Origin of the sequence: uncultured Kriegella sp., from assembly GCF_963975415.1 — a bacterium.
GTDB lineage: Bacteria > Bacteroidota > Bacteroidia > Flavobacteriales > Flavobacteriaceae > Kriegella.
The window spans coordinates 623,541-649,604 of the sequence record NZ_CAXBGN010000004.1 but is presented as its reverse complement, the minus strand read 5'-3'; the positions used below and the strand labels follow the sequence as shown (position 1 = coordinate 649,604).

The window sequence follows — 26,064 nt, the reverse complement described above, 5'->3', positions numbered from 1 at the left end:
ATAATATAACCCCGGAAATGATAAAGAGCTCTAGTTGCAAATGAAAAAGACAAGCATTTTAATAGGGTCAATTTTTATTTGTTTTTTTATGTTGTCCGGTAAAAAGACAACCATACGGTATTCATCCGATACTATTCCGGAAAAAGTGGCCGCATTATATGTAACCGATTTTTATAACTTCCAGAATGAAGTTGATTTATTAGCGGCCCTTGCCAATAGGTCAACTTTTTCCAACGAACTGGAGTTGAAAAAACAGGTGGAGAAAACTAGATTGGTTTATAAGAAAATCGAGTTTATTTTTGATTATTACCAAACAACTTATAATGGGGCATATATCAATGGTGCCCCTTTGCCTAAAGTGAGTGAGTATTTTGAAGCGGGCAATATTATTGAACCTTGTGGCTTACAAGCATTAGACGAAGCTGTTTTTGAAACGGCATCCGAAGAAAATTTACAGTACATAAAAGTATTGGCGGATGGATTGAAAAAACGTGTTGATTTTGTAGCAAAAATACATTTGCCAATACATTTGAAGACGAGCCAGATTATTGAGTGTATTCGATCGGGCATAGTCAGAGTTTTTACGTTGGGTGTCACAGGTTTTGATACACCGGGCTCTGTAAATGCTTTGAAAGAAAGTTACGTGAGTCTTCAGAGTATGGAAACTACGTTTTTATATTTTAAAAAAGGTATTTCTCCTGAAGCCAAAACTAAATTCGAGTCCATTTTAGCACTCTTTAAAAAGGGTAAAAGATTATTAAAAGCCCGTACCGATTTCAATGATTTTGATAGACTGGTGTTTTTAAAAGAAGTAGTCAACCCCTTGTATAAAGAATTGTTGGAGTTTCAGAATTTAAACGGCATCAAGCTTGAACCCTATAAAAAACATGCGCAAAACTATCAGGCAAAAAATATTTTCGATAGTAATTTTCTGAATTCCGATTTTTATTCGGAGTTAGTTTACCTACCCTTAGATAACCCAAAAACAATTCAATTGGGTAAGTTGTTATTTGAAGATCCACAACTTTCAAATGACAATGAGATGTCTTGTTTAAGCTGCCATAATCCGAGCATGGGTTTTGCCGATGGCTTACCTAAAAGCATATCGAATCGAGAGGGTTTTTTTACGGCAAGAAATTCACCATCCATAATAAATGCAGGCTATTCCACGCGCTACTTCTGGGACATGCGAGAGTTTAATCTTGAAAAACAAGTTACACACGTTATTGATGATGATTTAGAATTTAATACCAATTTTGATATTATTATAAATAAACTCAATAAGAACCCTACTTATTTAAAGTTGTTTAAGGAAGCTTATGGGGGTATTGTTGAAGAGGATATCAATGAGCGTTCTATAGGTAACGCCATTGCAGCGTATGTAAACTCATTAAAGTCTTTCAATAGCCCGTTTGATAAATATGTGCGAAACGAGACCAATGAGTACCCTGAGAATGCCAAACGGGGTTTCAACTTGTTTATGGGGAAGGGAGCCTGTGGTAGTTGTCATTTTGCGCCAATATTCAATGGGACCATTCCTCCTTTTTATATGGATTCAGAATCGGAGGTTTTAGGCATTACACAGGGGTTTGATTCGATTAATCCAAAGCTAGATACAGATGTGGGGCGTATGGGTAATGGTCTGAGCATTGATAATCATCCTTATTTTAAAAATTCCTTCAAAACAGTTTCGGTTAGAAATATAGCATTAACAGCGCCCTATATGCATAACGGCTTATTCGATACTTTAGAAGATGTTTTAATGTTTTATAATTTAGGTGGTGGTGCAGGTATGGGGTTGGAGGTTGAAAATCAAACCCTGCCCGATTCACCATTGGATTTGTCTAAACAAGAAATTCAAGATATTGTTGCTTTTATGGAGACACTGACCGATACTTCAGAATTTACGGCTTATAATAAGAATTAACTGATAGGTCTATTTTCTTGTTCAACCTTGCCATGTAGATTCCGATAGAGAAGTGGTAAAGTTCGGTATCGTTGTATCGTACTTAAATTTGCATTAAAACTAAGTGTAAAATAACAATGGTTAAAACGGTATGTTGGTCAACTTTTTGGCTCCTTTGAATTGATCTTGTTCCATATTTTGGCGACGATTATCAACAGAAAAGGTGTGTTCTTTAACGAAATTCATACAAACACAATGAGGGGTTTGATGCTTTTAAAACCGCTCTTTTCACTGCGAAAACAGTGTTCTTTCTAGTTTTTAATATTGCTTAAATAAGATTTAATTATGGGTGTTTTTATGTTCGAAATATAAATTATATCTCTCATATTTGTTGGATATGAAAGCTATTTTAATATCTTTGATATAGATAACATCATTATTCAATGAAACGGGAATATACGAAAATGGACGTAGGGCTGTTGCACCTTGCCAATAAAAAGGTTGTTTTAAGGCTTATAAAAGATCATGATGAGATTACTCGTTCTTCGTTGGCTAAAAAATCGGGTCTCACCCCACCGTCGATTACTAGAATAGTAGATGAATTAATATCTAAAGATCAATTGGTTGAAAGTCTTGGGGTGGGAGATTCGAGCGGAGGGAGGCCTCCGGTCATTGTGAAATTCAAGAATCACAATAATTTGATTATCGGAATTGATTTAGGGGCGACCTATATTAGGGGGTGCTTGGTCGATTTAAACGCAAATTTTGTGTCGGAGATACAGGTTCCAACGGAACTTGAAAAGGGTTTCTTTAGTATAATCGAAAAGGTGGTCAAGGTCATTGATAAACTTCGTAACCGAAAAGAACCGGATGCGAAAATATGGGGTGTGGGAATAGGTGTTGCCGGTTTGGTGAATAGTGAAACGGGAATTATTGAGTCTTCGCCTGATTTTCGTTGGTCAGATATTGATTTAAGAAAAGAACTCGCCAAGCATCTTGATTTGCCTTTCTTTTATGACAACTCTACCCGTTTAATGGCTTTGGGCGAGTTGAAGATGGGGGTTAAGGAAAATCAGAAAAACTTCGCAGTTATAAATATAGGGTACGGAATTGCTTCAGGTTTAGTGGTAGAGGGTAATCTTCTAAAGGGCTTTTCAGGTTTCGCTGGTGAATTCGGACATATTTCTGTTGATACAGATAGTGCGGTTCAATGTAAATGTGGCATGTATGGTTGCTTAGAAGCTTTGGCATCGGGTCATAGAATTGCTTCCTTGGGTAAACAGGCATTCTCAAGCAATAGTTCAGAACTCTTGGAAGAACTTTGTAGGGGCAATGAAGAGCTGATAACCGCAGAATTGGTTGCGAAAGCGGCTAAAAAGGGGGATGAGGCCTCGATCAAAATTTACGATGAGGTAGCTGAGTATTTGTGCAAGGGTATCGGCACGATTGCGAATTTATTGAATCCGGAAACTGTGTATGTTGGTGGAGGTATTTCATTAAGCGGAGACCTGTTGTTCGATCTTATAGAGAAGAAAAAAAGCAAGTATTTGTTGCCGGCAAGTGCTGAAGTGAAAATAATGCCTTCTACGCATGGCGATCAGGCAACTTCGATAGGTGCGGTTTCATTGATATTGGAGAAAATTCTAAACCTAGAATTGACATTGAGCTAAAATACTATACGCGTTTAGTGTAGTATATGCCTCCATGCTTGGGGGCTTTTTATTTTATAAACCATAAGATCATATGATTGGAATGATACAGAAGAACTTCAAATGCTTCCTAATGCCACTTTTAATAGCTGTCCTCTCTTTTAGTTGTAAAGAGAATGTAAACCCTAGAAGTACGGTTGCAGCCACCGAGAAGCCCAATGTAATTCTTATTATGACAGATGATCAAGGCTACGGAGATTTAGCGTGCCATGGAAGCCCGTACGTTAAAACGCCAGCGTTGGATTCTTTGTATGCAGAAAGCGTTCGTTTTACAGATTTTCATGTAGACCCTTCTTGCTCGCCAACAAGGGCTGCTTTATTAACGGGAAACTATTCCTCACGTGCAGGGGTTTGGCATACCATTGGTGGTCGGTCTTTGTTAAAAGAGGGAATGGTTACCATGCCCGAAGTATTTACTTCTAACGGATATGAAACTGCCGTATTCGGAAAATGGCATTTGGGAGAAAACTACCCTTTTAGGCCTCAAGATAGAGGCTTTAAAGAATCCATTGTACACGGCGGTGGCGGTATTGGCCAGGGGCCGGATTACTGGGGTAATGACTATTACGATGATACTTATAAACATAATGGGAAGTTTGAAAAGTATGAAGGTTATTGCAATGAGGTGTGGTTTGATGAGGCTATTAAGTATATCGACGAAAATAAGGATACGCCATTTTTTTGCTATCTATCAACAAATTTACCCCATGCGCCATTGTTGGTCGATGAGCAATATGTCGCGCCTTATAGGGGTAAAGTTTCCGAACGTTTGGCGCGCTATTATGGCATGGTTGACAATATTGATAAAAATGTTAAAAAACTGTTAAACAAAATTGAGGATGTAGGGTTGAGAGACAACACGATCGTCGTTTTTATGACAGACAATGGGCCGTGCCCTTGGTTTGGAGGTGTTGTTATGGATTTTGATACAGGCTTGGTTGAAGAGGGGTATAGTGCAGGCATGAAAGGTGGAAAGATTTGGGGGTATGAAAATGCCCATCGCGTACCATTTTTTATTCGTTGGCCAAAGGGAGGTATCGAGGGAGGTAAAGATATTGATGCCCTAACCGGGCACATAGATGTATTGCCGACGTTAATGGAGTTGTGTGGTCTCGAGAGTCCTGATAAACTGCAGTTGGATGGGCGTAGTTTTGCTCCCTTTTTAAAAGAAAAGCTCATAGAGTGGCCTGATGACAGAACCCTCATTGTACAGAATCAACGAGTAGAGTATCCGGTAAAGGATAAAGAGTATCAGGTGCTTACAGATGCGTGGAGACTTGTTAAAAGGGATACTGACGAACTATATGATATCAAAAGGGATCCTGAAGAGCTGCGAAATGTGGCAAATCAATACCCGGCCATTGTTAAAGAACTTTATGGTAGATATGAAGATTGGTGGCATGATGTATCAGTTGACTTTAATGAATATGCTAAAATACATGTAGGAACGCCCCATGAGAATCCGGTAAAGATGTATGCGCACGATGCCCATACCCGGAACGGGAAAAAAATATGGGTCGTCAATGTTTCCAGAGCTGGAAAATATGAGATTCGTTTAAATCGTTGGCCAGAGGAGTCGGGTAAAAGAATCGTGGAGAATAAGGCGGGAAACAAAGACTTGAAAGTTGAAAATGCCTGGTTAAAAGTGGGGAATATAGAAAAGATCGCAAAGGTCGATAAAAATATGACCACCGTGAGTTTCGAGGTAGCTTTAAAAGCAGGGACAACTTGTTTTGAAACAGCATTTAATCTCGCTGAAAAAGGAAAAACATTGCGCACAGAATGTATTTATGTTAGCTATTTGGGTGAAACTGATGAGGAAAACCTTAGTAAATATATAGCCTCGGTACCCGACCAACTTTTAAAAGAAGGGTACGTTCAAAAGGTGATACCCTACGATTGATATGATGCGCTATCATTGTGGGCTTTAAAATTTAGATATGCGAAAATTAGGAGTTACCGTATTTGTTCTTGCAGTGTTTGCGGTGTTGGTAGGATGTGAAGAGAAAACCAAGAATAAAATAGATCTGAAAAAGCCCAATATTATTTTTATTCTCACCGATGATCAAAGGTGGGACGCGCTAGGGTATGCCGGAAATTCCATAATTAAGACTCCGAATATGGATGAGTTGGCCAGTTCGGGACTTTATTTTAAAAATGCTTTCGTGACAACCCCTATTTGTGCCGCAAGCCGGGCCACGATACTTACTGGCTTATATGAAAGAACCCATGATTTCAATTTTGGAAAGCCAAAATTGAAAGATGAGTATATGTTAGACAGTTATCCGTATTTACTTAAGAAATCAGGGTATAAAACGGGTTTGATAGGTAAGTTTGGCGTAAAGGTAAATGAGGGGGTTGAAGATTCATTGTTCGATGTAAGTATTAAAACATTTTGGCCTTACTTGAGAGATGTTGATGGAAAGCAGACCCACCTTGCCGACATCAACGGTAATCATGCCATTGACTTTATCAAGTCGAGTAAAGGGCAACCCTTTTGCCTATCGCTTTCTTTTTGGTCTCCACATGCCGATGATGGGGCGGAAGAACAATACTTCTGGCCGAATTATGTAGATAGCCTATATCAACAAAATGAGATTCCTGTTCCTCAGACTGCCGCTCCAGAATTCTTTGAAGGCTTACCAGAGTTCATGAAACATTCCATGAATAGAAAAAGGTGGTACTGGCGATATGATACGCCCGAGAAATTCCAGAAAATGGTGAAAGGGTATTATCGAATGATAAGTACGGTAGATAGCACTATTGGCAGAATACGGGAAACCCTTAAGGAGGAAGGCTTGGCAGATAATACGATAATCGTTTTTATGGGTGACAATGGCTATTATTTGGGAGAACGCGGATTTGCGGGAAAATGGCTCATGCACGAACAATCACTTCGCGTGCCTTTGATAATTTATGATCCTAGACAAGCCGATACGAAACGAAGCGGGTCCTACGAGAATATGGTGCTTAATCTTGATATAGCACCGACACTTTTAGATTTGGCGGGTGTTGAGATTCCCGAAAGTTACCAAGGACAGAGTTTGACCGCATTTTTTGATGATAATTTGGATGAATGGCGAACATCGGCATTTTTTGAGCATCAGCGGGAAGGAGATACGTTATTGCCAAAAACAGAAAGTTTCAGAGACCAAACCTATAAATTCATTAGGTATGAGGCAAATCCGGAATTTGTGGAACTCTATAATTTAAAGGAAGATGTTGTCGAGGTTGATAATTTGGCCTTGGATTCGCAGAATGCAAACTTGCTCGAATATTATGCGAGAAAGTGTGATTCGGTAATTGATAAACTTATGGCTGATCGTGTCACACAGTAAGGTGTGTAGATTTTGACAATCGATCGATTGCCTCTCCATTTGTACGTTGGTCTTAGTTTTTTTATGTCAAGTGGTATTTAGACATATCCGATAATCAGAGGTGGTAGGTTTTAGTAAAATCCAAATAAATATAGGTCAATATAATACACTATGTCGATAATTTCGATGTCAGTAATTCTAATTTCATCACTTAAATTTAGCCCTTCTTTAACTTATGATAATAAGAAATAAAAGCAGTAGACCGCGTATGAAAATCTTGTCGACTATTCTTTTTTCAATATTGGTGTTGATACCGCTGTTAATGTTCCCACAGAAGGATAAAAGTGGTCACGAAGAATGGAGTGAAAGTGAGGTTGATGCGCTCATTGCAAAATCTGAATTAATACCTATTCAGATCACGGGTGACAAAGACAATAGAATTAATGTGGTCATCATGAACCAATGGACTTCTAAGGATAGTGAGCCTTATAATTCTCCAGAATTAAGAGGTGAGTTTGTAAAAGACATCGAGGAATCTATGGTGGCTGCCCTAACCTATGGCGATAGCAGGGCCCAAACGGCTTATGCGAACTATAAGGAATTTTTTAATGTCTATGGCCTATGGGTGCCTGATGTACCAGAATGGGGAAAAGGAATCGGTCGAGAAACAGTAGATGCGATTCGCGACAAGTTGTTTTTACCATGGAAAAATGAGCATAGGGGATGGGTAACCTTTTTGATAATGCCAAATAGGGATAAAGGTGGTGGAGGTGCTGCAAGAAATTTGGAAAAGAGGGTAGGTACGGCTGTGATTGCGGGTAACGGAATTGGAAAAATGTTACACGAAATCTCGCACACCTGTATGAGCTTAGGCGACGAATATACGACTGCAGCAACAGGTACGAACGCTTTTCCGACTTATGCGGCCGATCTTGAATATGAACGGGACAAAATCAAGTGGAGAAAATGGATAGACTCCACAACACCCTTACCAACCCCGTATGAAGAAGAATATATCGATAAGGTCGGCGCTTTCGAAGGCAATCAATATCATCTTGTAGATTATTATCGATCAACCGCACAAGGATGTATCATGGGAGCTGGCGTCTTTGATAATACGGAAGAGATGTGTCCGGTATGCAATCAAAGGGTTGCAATGCGGGTTTACGATTTAGTCGATCCGATTACAAGTTTTAGTCCACAAGAAACAACCATTGAAATAGATGGAAGCAAGCGCATACGGTTCTCGGTATCCCACATCAAACCTGAGCCGAATACCCAAGTGGTACGATGGTTTTTGAACGGGAAAATGATAGCATCCGGTGTTGATGAATTAGAGGTTGAATTTGGTGCAATTTCTGAATACGAATTGATATGCTCCATAACCGATGAAACGGATTATATACGGCCCGACCCACCCTTTGCCCGATTTCCTCGAGTAGCGGTAGAATGGAAGATTACCAATACTTCAGCTCTGAAGAAGGCAAAGCCACTTTCGGTGTCGTTTGATAAGAAGCTTACCGATAAGAAGAACGGCTTGTACATGGTCGAGGCCGATGCTAATGGAGGTGTTTCACCCTATACCTACCAATGGTCTAACGGCGAAACGGGCAAGACATTGAAAGATGTAGGTGCGGGTATTTTTGAATTGACGGTGATAGATAGCGAGTATCGAAGTACGAAGACCAGTTATGATAGCTATGCGAGTACGGTTAAAAACGGCACAAAATCCAAATCTAAAAAAAGAAATGGGAAAGCTGAGGTAAAGGTAGACATTGCTATTCAGGCATCCGATATTAGTAAAAATAATGGAACGATTGCCCTTCATCCTTCCGGAGGAAGCGCACCTTATACGGTACTATGGAAAAATGCGGGGCACAAATACGGTCCGGCAATAGTATATGAGCCTGGCAATGCTATTATTAAAGCTGTCGATCATAGCTTTAAACATCTATTTAGCGCTAGCAACAATACCTATGTTGACTTTAAGGGAAACGAGGGGTCCATTTCATGGGAAGTGAAGGTAGCCCGTAGTGGGTTTTATCCGGTAGATATTGTCTATGGCGGAATTGATATGAAAGGCTCATCGGCAGAACTTTCCATCAATGGCAAGGATTTTAAAGAAACGGTTCGTTTTAATCAAACCCGACCGCTTTACACGGGTTGGGACGTGGCTACTACTGAGGTGTTTTTAAACGAAGGGGGCAATATCATCACGCTTGCTTCCAACGGTCAATCCATACCTAACATCAATTACCTAAGGGTGCCTAGTGTGGTTGAAACCATTTCGGTCTCGAAAAATGAACGCGTGGGACTCAAGCCCGACACCTACCATTATGTGGTGATGGATAGTGGGAATAACACGGTAGTCGGTGAAGTTGAGGTTCCGGAAGCCTATCCTTTTAAAATAAGCAATATCAACCTCAAGAACGGAGGTGTAAATGGTGTGGAAATAGAAAATCCGGTGAACGGTTATGCCTATAAGTGGTATGAAAAAGATGCGCCCAAGGCTCGATTAGAGCATTTTGAAGCTCCTTTGGCTGTTGGTACTTCATTTTGGCCACCACATGAGGGTACCTATTACGTGGCCGCCCAGAACAAGAGTACCCATGCAGAGAGCAGCAACAGAATCGGTTTTGCGGTCGATGATATGGCCCATAAACGGCAAGTTGAAATTTCCCCGGCCGAGCTCGATGACGCTTCTGTCAAATTGTGGTTTGATGCCACTGATATTGATGGAAATGGTAAACCTGACGAGACGTATCCCGATCGAGGTCCTGTAAAGGCATGGAAGGATAAGTCAAGGCGACGCAGCCCCAATGAACTGTTCATAAAATATGAACCCAATATACTGAATGGAAAAGGCGTAGCGGCTTTCGATCATGTTTGGGTAAGCATCATGAAAGAGGAGGTAAAAGATTACCAAACCCTTATTTTGGTGTACAGGGAGAATAGCATGTCTTTTCCCGGAACCGCTTTGTTTAAAGGGTTGAACGATTTGATCGGCACAAGCAAGGATACTGGGAAAGCGATTTTCGATGTCGAAACCATTGATTCAAAAACGAAGAAGGGCGAAATTTATCTAAATGGTGAGAAAGTTGATCCTTTCAATACCCCCAACCCTATGGCTTTTAGTACGCTGGTTGTTCAGTTGCAATCTCCATCCGATGCGGCTATCGCGCGAACCGAGGGGTTGTGGGAAGGAGAGATAGCCGAAATGATCCTCATTGATAGAAAGTTGTTGGATTGGGAAAGAAAGGGTATTGAAGAATACCTTCGGCGCAAGTGGTTTTCAACTGTTGACGTAAAGTTTTAACAGTTTCAAGCTAATGATTTGATTGTATAATTATTAAATATTTTAAATGTCAAAAACGAGAGTTTTCTTTAGGGTACTAAGTATTTTTCTTTTGTTGGTTTTTGGTCTTTCTGCATGTAAAGAAGCAAAGCAAACCACAGAAGTCGAACAAGTGGATCGTCCTAATATCATTTATATTATGACCGATGATCATGGGTATCAGGCCATCAGTGCCTACGGGGGACAGCTAAATGATACCCCGAATATCGATAGAATTGCCGATGAAGGTATATTGTTTACACGAAGTTTTGTAACCAATTCCATATGCTCGCCCAGTAGGGCGGTAATGCTTACCGGTAAATTTTCCCATATGAACGGCCAGCAAATCAATAGTCAGAAATTTGACGGTAGTCAGGTGACATTTCCAAAATTATTACAAAAAGAGGGGTATCAAACCGCAATGATAGGAAAATGGCATTTGGGCAGTGATCCAACCGGGTTCGATTATTGGAATATTTTACCAGGACAGGGTGATTACTATAATCCCGATTTTATTGAAATGGGCTCCAAATCAAGGGTAGAAGGGTATGTCACCAATCTTATTACCGATTTTAGTTTGGATTGGTTGAAAAACAGGGACAAAGAAAAACCTTTTGCCATGTTGATGCACCATAAGGCTCCGCATAGGTGTTGGATGCCCGATACAAAATACCTTGAGAAATATAATGATGTGAAATTTCCGTTACCCGATAATTTCTACGATGATTATGAAAATCGGACAGCCGCTGCCCAACAGAAAATGCATATCAAAGATTTTTGTCCGGTGAACGATTTGAAAATGTACGATAAAGAGGGTGAAATTGAGGGGAAACTAAGGAAGTATTTTGAAAAACAGATCAATCGAATGAATGCTGCCCAACGTGCTGCTTGGGACAAAGCCTATGACAAGGAAATCAAATATTACAAAGAAGCCAACCTTAGTGGAAAGGAATTGATGGAATGGCGTTATCAGCGTTATCTTGAAGATTATCTGAGGTGCATTGCTTCAGTAGACGATAGCGTGGGGGAAATATTGGATTACCTCGAAGAAAATGGTCTAGCGGAAAACACTTTGGTGGTCTATACCTCGGATCAGGGCTTTTATTTGGGAGAACACGGTTGGTTCGACAAACGTTTTATGTACGAAGAGTCGTTCCGTACGCCTTTGGTGATGAAATTGCCTTCTCGATTCAAAAAAGGAACGGTTGATCAATTGGTTCAGAATATTGATTATGCACCGACTTTTCTTGAACTGGCTGGGGTGAATCCTCCAGAGGAAATGCAGGGAGAATCGTTACTTCCCTTGGTGGAAAAAGAAGGTAACGAAAAATGGCGCGATGCCCTGTATTATCATTATTATGAATATCCCGGTCCGCATTCGGTAAAAAGGCACTATGGGGTAAGAACGGATCGGTATAAACTCATTCATTTTTATAACGATATAGATCAATGGGAGTTGTATGACTTACAAGAAGATCCGACTGAGATGGATAATCTTTTTGGAGATAAAGCATATGCTAACATAGAAGCCGAATTACAAGACAAACTTGTCGAAATGAGAAAGCAGTATAAAGACACTATGGCTTTAGAGCTTAAGAAATAGATGGTACTAAACTAAATGGAAATCAAAAAATACTTACTCGTATTTGTTTTGTCTCTTGTTGGTTTTAACGGGCTATGCCAAGAGAGCCGATCGCTATCGGTGAAGGTTTTTATACTAGGTGGGCAGTCCAATATGGATGGGACCGGCCGTTCGGAAGATTTGCCCATAGGATACCAGACCCACCCGGATCGTATAATGACCTGGGACAATAAAAAGGAAAAATGGGTACCCTTGGGAACGGATTCCTTTGCGGAACGCCGAAAATTCAAATTCGGACCTGAGGTTGCTTTTTCACATCTTATGGCCGAGAAGTTCCCAAAGCACCGCATCGCCATCGTTAAAACTTCAGCCGGAGGCACCAAACTATGGAAGCATTGGCTTCCCGGACAGCCTATGTACGTTAGATTCCTTAAAAATATGGAGCGCGCGCTACAAGACTTAAAAAATAACGGCACGAAGCATGAAATATGCGGTATGCTTTGGATGCAGGGCGAATCGGATGCCGAAACCTTAGCATGGGCCAATGCCTATGAAGATAACTTAAAGATGCTTTTTAAAGATGTCAGGGTGCAAACCGGAAAGAGCGAACTACCCATTGTGATGGGCCGTATTTCCATCGGACTTTTACGAAAGACCCCATGGAATTTCGACTTTACCAAAGTGGTACAGAATGCACAAGAGAAGGTGGCTTCCGAAGATGGTAATGTTTACATTATCGATACCGATAAGTTACCGACACGAAAAGATAATACCCATTTTAATTCGGAGGCCAATATTTGGTTGGGAAATGAAATGGGAAAACGTATGCTTGGGGCAATTGAATAATTTATATCGAAATGTACGGTTTAACTGAGCACCATTCTATAAAGTTCTCTCGCTGTCGAATACGACAGAACTAGTACTTTCTGCGTTTTCTTTTCCTCATTTTATTGGCTTCCTTGTCTCCGATGAATTTTTCCTTTTCGGGATTCCAATCCAGGGGCCTGCCCAATTCATAGGCGATGTTGCAGATGTTGCCTATGGATGCTGAGCGATGCCCGATTTCAACATCACATATAAGCTCGGCTTTCCCTTTTATGGCATCGAGCCAGTTTTGCTGATGATTTCCTATAGAATCATTTAGCACGGTATTACTGTCTTTTAGCTTGGCGGTCAAAATACTTTTAGGGTTAGTGTCCAAATAACCCCGTGCCACATCTAAACTTCCTTTGGTTCCTATAAAACGAACCCCAAAATCTCTACCGAAATCTTCATGTACCATTTCAATCCCATTCTCATAAATCATACGCATTCCCCTAACGGCATTTCTGTTTTTTGGGGGTTCAAAACGTACGGGGCCTGATCGATCCATACCTAAGCCCCATTGGGCGATATCAAACATATGTGCGCCCCAATCCGTTAAAATTCCGCCTCCTGTTTCCTTGAATTTTCTCCAATCGGGAAAAAATGCCTCAGATTCGGGTGGTGATAGTCGATTATTATAGGGGAGTAGTGGTGCAGGCCCGCACCAGCGATTCCAGTCCACCTCTTTTGGGGTCTCTTCGGCATCAAGATTAAAAGGAATGGCAGGGTCACCCACATTGACCAATACTTTGCTTATGTCTCCAAGGTACCCCTCTTGAACAAGTGCTACCGCCACTTGAAATTTTTGCCAAGAACGTTGCATACTCCCTACTTGAAGCACTGCTCCCGTATTTTTGGTGGTCTTCACCATATCCATCCCTTCCATAATGGTCAAGGTCATTGGCTTTTCACAATATACATCTTTACCAGCGTTCATGGCATCTATCGACTGAATAGCGTGCCAATGATCGGGGGTGGCAACAACTACCGCGTCTATATCGGGTCTGGCCAAAAGGGCTTGATAATCCCTAGTTATTGATACACCTTTGTAACCGGACTGTTTTCTGATATCGGCATATACTTTTTCGATTTCTTTTTTGAATCCGGCGTTTTTGGTGGTCCACACATCACAACCAGCCACTATCTGCGCATTGGTATTGCGGATAAAATCACGTGAAAGCCGAACACCCTTTATGCCTAACCCTATAAACCCTAGATTAATTTTATCACTGGGCGCAACAAAACCTTTACCCAAAACAAAACGGGGTACTATGCTTATACCGCCGGTTGTTAGTGCTATTCTTTTAACGAATTTTCTTCGTGATAAACCTTTGCTATCTTTCATATTTTCGAGTTTAATTTAGGTCCCTGAGGTTTGGCATCTTCCGAATAATCTATATGTCCCGATTTTGTCAGTTGATAGCCCCATTTGTCAATGTAGTATTGTCTTGCATGGAAATCGTCACCGATTTTTTTCAATTCCTGTTGAAGTACAATTTCCATTTCTTTCTGTATGTCTTCGTATTCCGGTTTACCGATCAAATTATTCATCTGCAGCGGGTCCGCTTTTTGATCGAACATAAACCAAGGACCATCTAGGGTCTTTGCGTACGAATATCGGCTAGTGTATACGCCACGGTATTCATCTGCTTTTCCGGCGAAGGGAGAGACATTCATAACGAGTGCCGCTTTATCTTTTTTTACCTCCGGATTACCAATTGCTTCAGACATATTCTCTCCCTCGATGAATTCCGGCACCGGTATATCGGCCAGTGCCAACAGCGTCGGTAAAATATCAGGAGCGTTAATGGGGGCTTCCACTTCTATCTTATTGTTTTTAAACCGGGCAGGATACTGAAGCAAAAAGGGGACATTCACCGATTCTACCCAAGGCACTTGTTTCTGCCTGGGGCGAACACCTTGTGAACCCATCATTTCACCATGGTCGGAGGTGAAGACTAAAATCGTGTTTTCAGATATTCCCGCTTCATCCATCGCTTTTTGCAGTTCTCCCATGCACTTGTCAAGGGCCATAATATGGGCATAATACCCTAAAGCTTCTTTTTTTGCCTTTTCTTTCATGTCATCGCTAACGTTCTCACGAAGTATGATATCTTCTTCAACAAACTGCTCTTGAAATTCTTTGGGAGCAGTGGCATGGGGAAAGTGTGGAGCTCCCCAGGCAAGTACCATAAGAAAGGGCTGGTCGCTCCCTGCATTTTGTTGAATATAGGTGATGGCGTCATGGGTTTCTGCGTAGGGGCCATACCGGTCCCATTGCTTTTTTGTACTATCTTCTCCTTCGTAATAAATTAAACTGTTGTAATCATGGGAGCATTCGAGCGCTTTCCAGTAATCAAATCCTTGTCTCCGTTCCGGGGGGGTATAGTCGTGACGCCCCATACCATCAAGATGCCATTTGCCGATATAGCCTGTCTTGTACCCTGATTTTTTAAAGATTTCTGCCATGGTCACGGACTCTTCTGGCAAATGAAGGTCGTTGAAGATCATTCCGGTGGTTGTAGGGTACTGTCCTGTTAAAAGTGCGGCCCTATATGGGGTACATACAGGGGTGACGGAAATGGCATTTTTGAAATTTACACCCTGCTCCGCCATCCGGTCAAAGTTTGGTGTTTTGTCTATGAGGTTCGGATCGCCATTATAGCCTGTGGCTTGCGCTCGCCATTGATCGGCAAGTACATAAATGATGTTTGGTTTCTTCAGCTCGCTTTGTTCCGCTTCTTTAGAACCTATGTTTTTGCAAGATGATAGGGAGCCAATAATAAGTGGTAAACCTATGAGCATGCTGCAATTAATTTTCATAGCCATGATTTTTTTAAACATAAACCTTTGTTTGAGAGCTGTTTTATATATCACTTTGTATTTTCATCGAAATAATATACTACAAAAAGAGCTATCCTAGTATTTCGGCCAGCCCTTTTTGTAGATTTTGTGTTAAATGATTACCAACCAGGGTTCTGCGTCAGATTAGGATTTAAGGTTAGTTCATTAATAGGTAATGCCAACAAATAATCCCTATTTGGGTCAAATCCAAAACCATCTCCACTTAAAAAACCGAGATAAGGATCTAGAAATCCATTTTCATCAACTGCTAAATTGGGAAATTCTGCTTCAATCTCTGCAGTATAGGTGGTACCTTTTGGTCTTGTGCCGACGAATATATCATGTGCCCTCCAACGCATCAGGTCGTCCAAGCGATTCCCTTCTCCAAACAATTCGACCACACGCTCCCTTCTTATTTCGTATAGTGCGTCAGTCAAGGTGTAGCCATAATTTGGCCAATCGGGATCTGCTGTAATAGCACCTATATTCAAGTGAGGCATACCCACTCTATCCCTTAATTGATTAATGCTGATATCAACGTCTGTCTGGGTTAAAGTACCTAATTCTGCTTTGGCCTCAGCATAGACTAAAAGTGCTTCGGCGTATCTAAAAATAATGTAGCCAACATCTCGAGTTCTTCTATTGCCATCGGCAGCAAATACTTCTTTAGTGCGCCATTTTTCTATGGCCAAAGCGGTAGGGCAACGCGTCATAAATGGTACGGAAAAGAGCGTTACGGTACCATCTTCCGAGACAAAATCCAAATCTCCCGGTACCATTACCGATTGTGCCAATCGTGGATCTCGATTTATCTCTAATTCTTCCAGGGTTTCATCTCCCATAAATTCAGAACTCACAGATATCGGATCGCCATCTGAAGCTAGGTAATATTTGGTCATCTCTCGCGACATGCCATGTGCATTTGGTTGGTTCCACAATGAATTTTGAATATTAAGCCCATTAAAATCATAATGCCTATATAACAACACTTCTGGATTGCTGCTATAATCTGTCTGCACAAAGAGATTATAATAGGCTTCATCGGGATCCCCTGTAGCAAGGGAATAGTTTCCTGCATCCATGACACTTTTTGCAGCATTTGCAGCTTGTTGTAAAAACGCTGCACCATTTGTTTCGCCGGCAAAATCCGTTCCCTGGTGGTATTTCTCCCAAGTCCCTGCGTATAAAGCCACTCTGGCTTTAAACAAAGCGGCAATGTCTTTATTTAATCGCGAAGGCCCAACTTCACTGCCTTCTCTCATCATGGCAATGGCCAGATCGAGTTCGGCGAGAATAAAATTGGCCACCTCGGTTCTTGAACTGCGGGCACCATACAATACTTCTTCATCGTCGATAGTCAACACGTCGGTAATTATTGGCAAATCACCATAATTCTTGAATAAACTATAGTAAAAATAAGCTCTGAAAAAATGGCCTTCACCAATATAGTGGTCTACCAAACCAGCAGACTCCACACCACTTGCATTTTCAAGGAAAAAGTTTATGCTACGTACATTTCCCCAATTCCATGACGCCCCTCCAGAGGCAGCCGGAACGTTAAGTGTTCCATCTAAACGTTGCGTGAATGAGCCGCCGAACCACTCACTCGACTCAAGAACTATATCCGTTCCTATATCAGGAGAGGGTGCCGCACCTGAAGCCGCCCAACCGGGAAAATTATCATATAGGGTATTTAAATAGAGTTGTAAATCTCCCTCGGATGTCCAAAATTCAGTATTTGAAATTGTATCGAGAGGTGTTCTGTCCAATACTTCTTTTTCACAGGAATTAAACATAATTCCTATGGTAATTGTTAAGATTATAAAATATATCCTTTTCATTTTATTGTTTTTAGAAATTAATGTTTAGACCCAATGAAAATACTTGGCTTAACGGGTATTGATCACCTATTCGGGCCTGTGCCCCGTTAAATGCTTCGGGGTCATAGATCATTAAATCTGTAAATGTTAAAAGGTTTTCTCCTGAAATATAGATCCTAGCTTTGGAAATTTTTGATTTTTCGATTGCACTAGCAGGAAGAGTGTACCCCAATTGCACATTTTTTAGTCTTAGATAGGCGCCATTTTGAATAAACCTAGTCGTTGGAAAACGATAGTTTTTATTGTTTTGCCCAGTAAATTGGGAATAAGAATTTGGGAAATAGCCATCTGGATTGGCTCCCAATGGGCTGGTATCATCCCGCCAAAAATCGAGATGCTCCTCATATACGTTGGCATGAAGGGGACCGTTAGCAGGTCCTCTAAAGGTTCCAAGCCCTGTGAGGCTTAAATCCCTTTTCCCTATTCCTTGTATAAAAAATGATGCATCAAATCCTTTCAAAGCGACATTACCACTAAAACCATATTGAAATCGTGGTGTACTGTTGCCAAGTATTTTACGGTCCCCGGTATTTCCTAGCGTATTATCCCCAACATCGATTATATTATCCCCATTTTGATCTACATATCTTAAGTCGCCAGGAAACCAATCACCATTATAAATAAATGATTGGTCATTTGGCCAGCTATCCACATCATCGGGAGATTGAAAAATACCATCTGTTTCCATCCCCCATATTTCACCAATAGTTCTTCCTACATAATTTTGGGTTGTAAGGTTTGTAGCGTTGGTGGGGAACTTCGATATTGTAGATTGATAATCGGATAACACGCCTGTAAAGCCGTAGGAGAAGCTACTATCGGCGTTTGAATTTTGCCAAGAAAGTTCAACTTCCCATCCTTTGGTTTCGATTTCGCCTGCATTTAAAGAGGGTGGAGTGGTACCTAATACCGCTGGTATGGCCAACCCTGCTGTCTGTAAATCTGAAGTTATTGATTTGTACCAATCAAACGTAATGCCCAATCTATTGTTAAACGCTTTTAGATCTACACCAAAATCGAGCGTAGTTACAGTTTCCCAAGATAAATCAATACTGCTAAGATTCGGTGTTCCAACGCCCCAAAGTTGTTCTCCGCCAAATAAAAAGCCAGGTTGGCTCACTGGTAAATTGGGTATGTATAGGTAATTGGCCACATCTTGGTTTCCAATAGAGCCATATGACCCTCTCAATTTAAAGAAACCTATTTGATTTTTTAAAGGATAAAAGTTTTCTTTTGAAAGAACCCAACCTGCAGAAAATGATGGAAAAGTTCCCCACCTATCCCCATCTTCAAATCTTGAGGAACCATCTCTCCTTACGTTAAATTCAAGTAAGTATTTTTCGTCGAAATCATAACCGAAACGTCCAAAAAATCCCTGGGTGGACCAATGTCCTTTTTCAAAAGGATTTCCGTTGTTTAAATTAACATTATTGATTTCCCCAACAGATGTGCTGATCGAAGGAATTGCATCCGTTAGCAGATAATTCGCCTGTACCTGTAGGTTATTATAATCGTAAGTTTCTTGTTGAAACCCGGCCAAAACATGAAAATTATGTTTACCCAGACTTTTTGAATATTCAGTGCGCAGGTTGGGTGATATATAGGTATTGGTATAAAGTTCAGACCAGTACCGCGTATTTGCCTGATTGGAGGAGAGTACTATTGAACCTCCAGACCCATCGGGTACTGCGGTGGGTACTGTTGGAAAACGGGATTGTGAGCTATTGTCGTTAGTTCTATAATTCAGCTCCAGTGTTGTAACCCAGTCTTTCAACGGTTCAAGGATTATTCTAGGGGAAAGTATGAGTTGTCGCTGTTTGGTAATCGTTTTATGTAACTCTTGTTCACCAATTCTTCCTGTCCAAACCTCTGTTCCTGGGTAAAACGCGGGTTTGGTCGGTTTAAGCCGGGTCATAAGCAACATTACGAAAGATCTGCCCAATGTGGGATGCGCTGGATATTCTTGCTCTTGATACCTATATTTGGTCAAAAGCGAAACATCCATCCACGGCGTTACTTTGGTGCTTATTTGCCCACTGAGATTGTATCGGGTAAAATAGTCATCGGCCTGTTTTAGTTGTCCTTCCTCATCATAAGCTCCGGCGGATATATAATAAGACGTGTTCTTGGTTCCCCCGCTAATATTGAGGTTGTGCTTTTTACGGGCACTGGTTTTCTTAAAAAAGTGTGATCGCCAGTCGGTTGCCGCATGGGCGTTGAGACCATCGGTACCAATATTCCAAGATAAACCATTCGGATTTTCAAGTACTTCGGGAGCGCTCCCCGGGTTGGCCATGTTCTGCGTAATCCACGATAGGGCTTGTTCATCGAAATAGGGCCCTGCACCCATATTTGCCCGTGCATGGTTCATGGTATGCGCAAATGACAGTGCATCTGCATTTTCCGGCATATTCAATAGCGTAGTAACGGCATAATTTGTTGAATAGGAGATGTTCACGCCTTCGTCCCTCTGTCCACTTTTCGTGGTGATTAAAACGACTCCATACGCCGCTCTTGCACCATAGATAGAAGATGAAGCCGCATCTTTTAATACAGAAACAGAAGCAATATCTTCAGGATCAATATCATTCATTCCCATGGGAATATTATCTATTAAAATCAAAGGTCCACTTCCATTTGTTCCACTGAAATTCTGCAGCCCCCTAATGTTAAGGTTCATTTCTGCTCCAGGTTCTCCCGTTGCCGTTGAGGTGGTGATTTGTAGGCCAGGGGAAGCGCCCTGTAAAGCCTGTTGAACATTGGCTACCGGTCTATCGGCAAATGTCTCGCTGTCCACAACTGAAATGGCACCTGTTAGATTTACTTTTTTCTTTGCTCCATAGCCTACGACCACGACTTCATCAAGGCCCTCGGCACTTTCCTCTAAGTTGATCGAAATCGTACTTTGTCCGTTAAGGGGAATTTCCTTAGTGGTGTAGCCTATATACGATATCATCAATACGGCATCACTTTTGGCTACCTCGATGGCAAAATTACCATCAAAGTCGGTTTGCGTACCATTGGTTGTGCCTTTTTCCACAATACTGGCCCCAGCCAGGGGGCCTTCACTACTTCCTACGGTTCCTGTAACTGTTTGTGCCATGGTCCATGCCGTGGTCAAAAGAAACAGTACAAATGCCGATCGAAACCTTAATTTGTCGGTTGCTGCTCTTGTCTTTTTCATATGGGTTTTGAGTTTGGTTATACATTTATTCGAATTTCTTATTTACGGTGTTGCAGACCATGGTTGCGGTCAGTTCATTGAAAAAGTGGCACAAGCAACAAGCATATAGGTTGTTGTCACATCATACATCCGTAACGGAAATAGATAATAAAATGATATTATAAAGTTGTAAATATATGTTTTTTATTTTAATTTTTAAGAAAAATTTAAGATAATAGTTAAAAAATACAATAAAGGTCCATTTTTAATGGATATTTTTTAAAAGAGAGTCAAGGCGTATATGTTGAAGTATATTATATATATTTGATTTTGAGTAAATTGAGAATGTTTAAATTGCGTATATTCCTTTTATACTTTTTATTACTAAGATTTTTGTTGGATGAATATGTGTTTTGAAAATGAGTACTTTTCTGTTTATTTCATGAATAGGTATAGTCTGTATTGGTCGGACTTGTAATTGGCCTCATTAGTATATTATATACCTGTAAATTAAATAATTAAAACGGGATATTTGGAGTGGGGTGTCTTTATTTGCCTTCTTGATTTAAATTATTTTTCATGCCTCTTAACTGAATTAAAGGTGTCGTATTGATAGAAGGGCGAAGTTTAAAATCAAAGAGTTTGTTTTATTAAATTATCTTTTGAAATAAACTTGTAAATGTAATTTGTTAATTATTATTTCTTACTTGAGACGTCGTCTAGTAAAACAAACATTAAAGTTAAGTGCTCGGATAGTGGGCAGGTTTTAAAAGGAGATTAAAATGAATTGAAACTAAATGGAGAAAGACCTAGGGGTAAATCAGAATATGGCTTGGGTAACCAGTATGTCTTCAAATAATTATTTCCGATGCAAATAAACAACAATGCGAATTAAATCGTCTAAAACCGTTCCTAACAAAAGCGACGGAAATGTGGGTTAAGACAACCTTCTCATTTGAATGAGGGACTATTTTGTCTTGTCTGCCATAGGTTTGATCTGAAAGTGTGTAAGTATGGGCAACTAATTTTAATTCTATTTTAGAAACGAACGCTATCCATTTTTTTTGAGATACTTGGTCGAAGATGATGACAACCACTATGCTTTACACATTATAATCGTTCAAGGTGTTTTTATTGGTCTTTTTAATCGCTAGACCTCATGAGGTAGCTTATGTTTTATTCGGTATAGATGTGCCTGAGGTGTTTAAGTTGACTACGAATTTTCATCGCATATAACGATAGTTTATTTTGTATTATAGGATAAAAATAAATTGTAAAGCGATTTTGTTAATGGCTTTGATTAGTAACGTTTTGCTTTTGTGTAGCAAATTCCTTGACATAATTAGTGGGGCTCTTACCGAACTCTTTGGCAAAACACTTACTAAAATACTTTTGATTGTTGAAACCGGTCATATAGGCCACTTCTGAAATATACATTTTATTTTTTTTCAATAACTGAGCAGCTCTTTTAAGACGTATTTTTTTGATAAAGTTTACTGGTGTTTCTCCGTTTATTGCCTGAAGTTTTCGATAGAGATGTGCGCGGCTCATCCCAGCTTCTGAGGCTAGATATTCGACGCTTAACAAATTATCTTCCATTGAGTTCTCGATGATTCGCACCAGTTTTTTGATAAATCGCTCGTCATTCGAAGCTACTTCGATATCGGTGGGTTCCGCTGTAATTATTTTACTGTATTTCGCCTTTAGTTCCTTACGTGATAATAGTGCATTTTTTACCTTCCATTTTACAAATTCAAGACTAAAGGGTTTTTCAATATAATCGTCGGCCCCTAAACTAAGGCACTTTATTTTTGTTTCCTCGGAACTTTTAGCGGTCAACATAAAAATAGGAATGGTTTTGGTCTCTTCATTCTTTTTTAAACGTTTTAGCATTGACATTCCATCTTCAATGGGCATGAGTATATCGCAAACAATTAATTGAGGCTTTATTTCGATGCATTGGTCATATCCTTGCAGACCATTGGATGCTTCAAAAACATTAAAATCTTCTTTCAATTCATCTCTGATCATTGACCTTAAGTCGTTATTATCTTCCACGATTAATACTCTTGGTTTTTTATCGGTTATGACACTCGGCTCCGTGTTAAATTTAGAAGCGACTTCTTCAATAACCTGAAATTCGGAATTATGAATATAATTTTTAGTAAGTGGTTTTCCTGAATTTGTTCTTTCTTTCCTATGGTATACGTTTTTGTTAATCGGAATATAAAAAGTGAATTCGGTGAACACATTTTCTTCGCTTTCGACCCGTATGGTACCATGATGTCTTTCTACAAGTTTGTGAACCAACTCCATACCTATTCCTGTACCCGGTATCTGGTTACTGTATTTCTTTGTTGCCTGGTAATAGCGATCGAATATGTGGGTTAAATCTTCCTTTGGAATGCCAATGCCATTATCTTTAACGCTGCATTTGATATAGGTGCTTTTTTTCAAGTGCATTGCTTTTAAGGTGTTGTCATTTTCGTCAGTACATTCTAGGGAAACGATAATTTTTCCTTGTTTTGGTGTGTACTTAAAGGCATTGGATAAGAGGTTGAAGAGTATTTTCTCTAGAATATCAACATCGTACCAACCTTTTAAGACCTCTGCTTTGGACAAGAACTTATACTCTATATCGTAAATTTTAGCAAAATCATTGAAAGCATTCTTAATAATGCTAATGTCTTTTACAATATTGTTTTTTGATATTTGGAGCTTAAATTTACCTTCATCAAATTTTCTGATGTCCATAATTTGATTGATCAACCGATGCATTCTTAAGGTATTGTTATAAATGCGTTGAGAGGTGATAGGACTTAATGTAAATTTCTTTTCTTTTACAACTTTCTCTATTGTGCCAAGAATAAGGGATAATGGTGTACGCAGTTCATGTGATATATCTGTAAAAAAGACCATTTTGATTCGGTTCATTTCATTGTCTTTTTCACGGCTTACGGTTTCTGCAACCAGTTTTTTCTTCAATTTGTACCAGCGTTGCACCAATAGAGCTGCTATATAGATGCAAATAGTGAAGAGTAAGAAATACATAAAGTAGGCCAGATTGCTTTTCCAATAAGGTGGAATGATTTCAAAACCAAATTCAGTGGGTGTTGCATTCCAAACACCGTCACTGTTTGAACTCTTTACCTTGAAGGTGTATTTTCCGGGGGGAAGATTGTTGTAGTTCGCATTTCTATTGGAAGCCTTGGTGTAATGCCACGAATCATTTATGCCTTCAAGCATATAGGCATACTCATTTTTTGTGGGTGCCGTAAAATCTAAAGAAGAAAACTCTATGGCAATGTTGTTTTTGTTATATGGTAATTGCTTGGGCTCAGCATTTGAAAATGCTTTTGTTGGTCCTTGGTTTTCGAGGTATTGTCCGTCTGGCTGATCACTTAAAATGGTAAAATTGGTTATAATAGTCTTGGGGACCTGAAATACCTTTTTGTATTTCTTCGTATGCACAGTATAAAAACCACCAGGACAACCAAAATACAATGTCCCATCCATATCGCTAGAATAAGAGTTAAACATGAAGTAACTTTCGGTTACACCGTCTTCCATGCCGAAATTGACAAATTTCTTTTCTTTTTCGTCAAAGCGTGAAATACCGTTTCGCGTACTGATCCATAAATTTCCTGTTTGGTCCTTTTCAATGCTTGAAACGGTTGTTGATATTAACCCTTCTTTTTTTCCAAAATTTCTTATGGTATGGTCTTGTGCGTTATAAAAATTTAGACCACCACCTCTAGTGCCTATCCATATATTTCCACCTTCGGTTTCCAGTAAGCTTAAAATAGCATTGGAAGACAACCCTTTTTCGATATCGGGGTTGAATATTTTAATTTCTTCTTCAATAAGATTGATTTTATATAGCCCGTCACCTCTAGTACCAACCCATATATTCTGTGATTTGTCTAAGTGCATTACAGATACATTTTTGCCAAGAAGAAGTGAAATGGCTTTGTACTTAAATTCAGAAATGTTTTTCGCTGAACTAATGATATCTATACCGCCACCCCAAAGACCTACCCAAATTTCATTCTTGTTCAGGGTAACGATATCCCTTATGCTTTTATGAAAACTTTTGATAGTGTCAAATTCGATAGGGGCTTTGCCGCTTTTATAGTTTTTTGATGTTAAAAGAAAGGGGCCGGCCCCTACCAAAATTTCTTTTTGCTCAAAATCTTTCTTAACAAAGGAATAGTTTTCTTCCGTAGGCAATAATAGGGTATGGGCGTTAGATACTAGATTGTACCGATACAATCCGTTTTTGTTCAGCGTCAGTAACATTTCCTTGGCATTTTCCTTGAGCAAGGACTGCGCAAATGAATTATTTAAATTTTCACCTATAGCGGTGTATTTAAAAATCGAAGCACGGCCTATGTGCTTTTTTATGTCTTTGTTGGTGGCGATCCACAGGTTGTCATAACTGTCTATTATAGAAGAATTAACTTTGTTCTCAACAGGGCTGTTTTCTTTGGTGTTGGCGTTGCTTACAGATTCAAACTTATACAGGTTGTCTTCACGAATACCTCTATATAGACCAAATTGATTGCCGACCCAAAGTGTGCCAGATTCTTTTTCAATTGATATTGAGGTGAATTCGGGTCGGATTGCTCCTTTTTTTTGAAAACTCATATAGGTCTCCAATATTTCTAATTGAAAATCACCTTTTCTATAACCCAATACAAAAATGCCTTCATTTGTAGCCGCAATAAAGGTGTTGTTTTCAGTTTTGATCAAGAGCTCTGTGTTTGATAAAAAACCTGTTTCGTTAAGGGTATACTCTTCATCTAACACTAAAATACCTTTTGGGGTGGCAAACCATTTTCTGCCGAAGAGGTCTTCACAGAAATGATTTATCTGTTTGTCTTTGGCCCAAATGTTATTTTTTTGTTTGTAATTAAATTGTGTTTCAAAAGCTATGTTTTCCTCCTTTGCGTCGGGTATCACTTTTACGATTCCAGTATTTCGCAAATTGACCCATATGGTACCATCCAATGATTTTCCGAGAATCTTGCTGGTATTGTTTTTATAGTAGCCCCGAAAACTATTTGATTTTCGATTGTAGTAAATCAGATAACTTTCGCTTCCGATCCATAAATTTCCTTGGTCATCTTCGGTAATAGAGTTTATACTGTTGTTAGGAATAGATTTTTCATCAAAAACATCATAGCGGTTTTCTACCAATGAATGTCCGTCATATTTGTAAAGTCCACTATCGGTGCCTAACCAAAGAAACCCCAAGTGGTCTTCAAAAATAACATTGGTTTTTTTACTGAACGGAATACCGTCAATATTTAGGGAATGAAAATAGGTGGCCCTTTCATTTTGAGCGAAACAGGTAACATGGCATAGTAGTACTAAAAAGTAGATACGTAATTGTTTCATGGGGCGAAACTTTGAATGGTATGAATTGACCATAACCGTCAATAAATCAATTTAGTGTCTTGTAA

General features: G+C 39.8%; 12 protein-coding genes. 7 read left to right on the top strand and 5 right to left on the bottom strand.

Features of this window, described 5'->3' with window-relative positions:
• The first annotated feature begins 40 nt into the window (after positions 1-40).
• The 7 genes from AACZ88_RS12310 (at position 41) to AACZ88_RS12280 (ending at position 12,694) form a co-directional block, all read left to right on the top strand.
• Positions 41-1,927 carry a cytochrome c peroxidase gene (locus AACZ88_RS12310; RefSeq protein ID WP_339710599.1) on the top strand — a complete coding sequence of 629 codons (1,887 nt, stop codon included), beginning with the start codon at positions 41-43 and terminating at the stop codon, positions 1,925-1,927.
• A gap of 422 nt (positions 1,928-2,349) precedes the next feature.
• Positions 2,350-3,576 (top strand): ROK family transcriptional regulator, encoded by a 1,227-nt coding sequence (locus tag AACZ88_RS12305; RefSeq protein WP_339710596.1) that lies wholly within the window; start codon positions 2,350-2,352, stop codon positions 3,574-3,576.
• A gap of 112 nt (positions 3,577-3,688) precedes the next feature.
• A complete protein-coding gene (locus AACZ88_RS12300) occupies positions 3,689-5,518 on the top strand; it encodes an arylsulfatase (protein ID WP_339710593.1) in 1,830 nt (609 codons plus the stop codon).
• Between the two features lie 37 nt (positions 5,519-5,555).
• Positions 5,556-6,953, top strand: a complete 1,398-nt coding sequence (locus tag AACZ88_RS12295) for a sulfatase (RefSeq protein ID WP_339710590.1) — start codon at positions 5,556-5,558, stop codon at positions 6,951-6,953.
• Between the two features lie 247 nt (positions 6,954-7,200).
• Positions 7,201-10,248, top strand: coding sequence for a M64 family metallopeptidase (locus tag AACZ88_RS12290; protein WP_339710588.1), 3,048 nt, complete (start codon positions 7,201-7,203; stop codon positions 10,246-10,248).
• A 46-nt stretch (positions 10,249-10,294) separates the two neighbouring features.
• Positions 10,295-11,869: a sulfatase gene (locus tag AACZ88_RS12285; protein ID WP_339710585.1), complete on the top strand. Its 1,575-nt coding sequence runs from the start codon at positions 10,295-10,297 to the stop codon at positions 11,867-11,869.
• A gap of 15 nt (positions 11,870-11,884) precedes the next feature.
• Positions 11,885-12,694, top strand: a complete 810-nt coding sequence (locus tag AACZ88_RS12280; RefSeq protein ID WP_339710583.1) for a sialate O-acetylesterase — start codon at positions 11,885-11,887, stop codon at positions 12,692-12,694.
• A gap of 70 nt (positions 12,695-12,764) precedes the next feature.
• Here the strand turns inward: AACZ88_RS12280 and AACZ88_RS12275 are convergent, their stop codons facing one another.
• The 5 genes from AACZ88_RS12275 to AACZ88_RS12255 form a co-directional block, all read right to left on the bottom strand.
• Positions 12,765-14,057 carry a Gfo/Idh/MocA family oxidoreductase gene (locus tag AACZ88_RS12275; protein WP_339710580.1) on the bottom strand — a complete coding sequence of 431 codons (1,293 nt, stop codon included), beginning with the start codon at positions 14,055-14,057 and terminating at the stop codon, positions 12,765-12,767.
• Complete coding sequence (locus AACZ88_RS12270) at positions 14,054-15,535, bottom strand: sulfatase (RefSeq protein ID WP_339710577.1); 1,482 nt, start codon at positions 15,533-15,535, stop codon at positions 14,054-14,056. Before AACZ88_RS12270 ends, AACZ88_RS12275 begins: the two co-directional genes overlap by 4 nt.
• Before the next feature lie 140 nt (positions 15,536-15,675).
• Positions 15,676-17,397, bottom strand: coding sequence for a RagB/SusD family nutrient uptake outer membrane protein (locus AACZ88_RS12265; protein WP_339710575.1), 1,722 nt, complete (start codon positions 17,395-17,397; stop codon positions 15,676-15,678).
• A 10-nt stretch (positions 17,398-17,407) separates the two neighbouring features.
• A complete protein-coding gene (locus tag AACZ88_RS12260) occupies positions 17,408-20,620 on the bottom strand; it encodes a TonB-dependent receptor (protein ID WP_339710573.1) in 3,213 nt (1,070 codons plus the stop codon).
• A gap of 1,266 nt (positions 20,621-21,886) precedes the next feature.
• Entirely contained in the window at positions 21,887-25,999 is a 4,113-nt protein-coding gene (locus AACZ88_RS12255) for an ATP-binding protein (RefSeq protein WP_339710571.1), read from the bottom strand.
• Positions 26,000-26,064: the final 65 nt, after the last annotated feature.

What these genes read in the sequence shown, in the direction of transcription:
- AACZ88_RS12290 (WP_339710588.1), top strand. Translation starts at nt 7,201, where the DNA reads ATGAAAATCTTGTCGACTATTCTTTTTTCAATATTGGTGTTGATACCG.
- AACZ88_RS12310 (WP_339710599.1), top strand. Translation starts at nt 41, where the DNA reads ATGAAAAAGACAAGCATTTTAATAGGGTCAATTTTTATTTGTTTTTTT.
- AACZ88_RS12270 (WP_339710577.1), bottom strand. Translation starts at nt 15,535, where the DNA reads ATGAAAATTAATTGCAGCATGCTCATAGGTTTACCACTTATTATTGGC.
- AACZ88_RS12295 (WP_339710590.1), top strand. Translation starts at nt 5,556, where the DNA reads ATGCGAAAATTAGGAGTTACCGTATTTGTTCTTGCAGTGTTTGCGGTG.
- AACZ88_RS12265 (WP_339710575.1), bottom strand. Translation starts at nt 17,397, where the DNA reads ATGAAAAGGATATATTTTATAATCTTAACAATTACCATAGGAATTATG.
- AACZ88_RS12285 (WP_339710585.1), top strand. Translation starts at nt 10,295, where the DNA reads ATGTCAAAAACGAGAGTTTTCTTTAGGGTACTAAGTATTTTTCTTTTG.
- AACZ88_RS12305 (WP_339710596.1), top strand. Translation starts at nt 2,350, where the DNA reads ATGAAACGGGAATATACGAAAATGGACGTAGGGCTGTTGCACCTTGCC.
- AACZ88_RS12260 (WP_339710573.1), bottom strand. Translation starts at nt 20,620, where the DNA reads ATGAAAAAGACAAGAGCAGCAACCGACAAATTAAGGTTTCGATCGGCA.
- AACZ88_RS12275 (WP_339710580.1), bottom strand. Translation starts at nt 14,057, where the DNA reads ATGAAAGATAGCAAAGGTTTATCACGAAGAAAATTCGTTAAAAGAATA.
- AACZ88_RS12300 (WP_339710593.1), top strand. Translation starts at nt 3,689, where the DNA reads ATGCCACTTTTAATAGCTGTCCTCTCTTTTAGTTGTAAAGAGAATGTA.
- AACZ88_RS12255 (WP_339710571.1), bottom strand. Translation starts at nt 25,999, where the DNA reads ATGAAACAATTACGTATCTACTTTTTAGTACTACTATGCCATGTTACC.
- AACZ88_RS12280 (WP_339710583.1), top strand. Translation starts at nt 11,885, where the DNA reads ATGGAAATCAAAAAATACTTACTCGTATTTGTTTTGTCTCTTGTTGGT.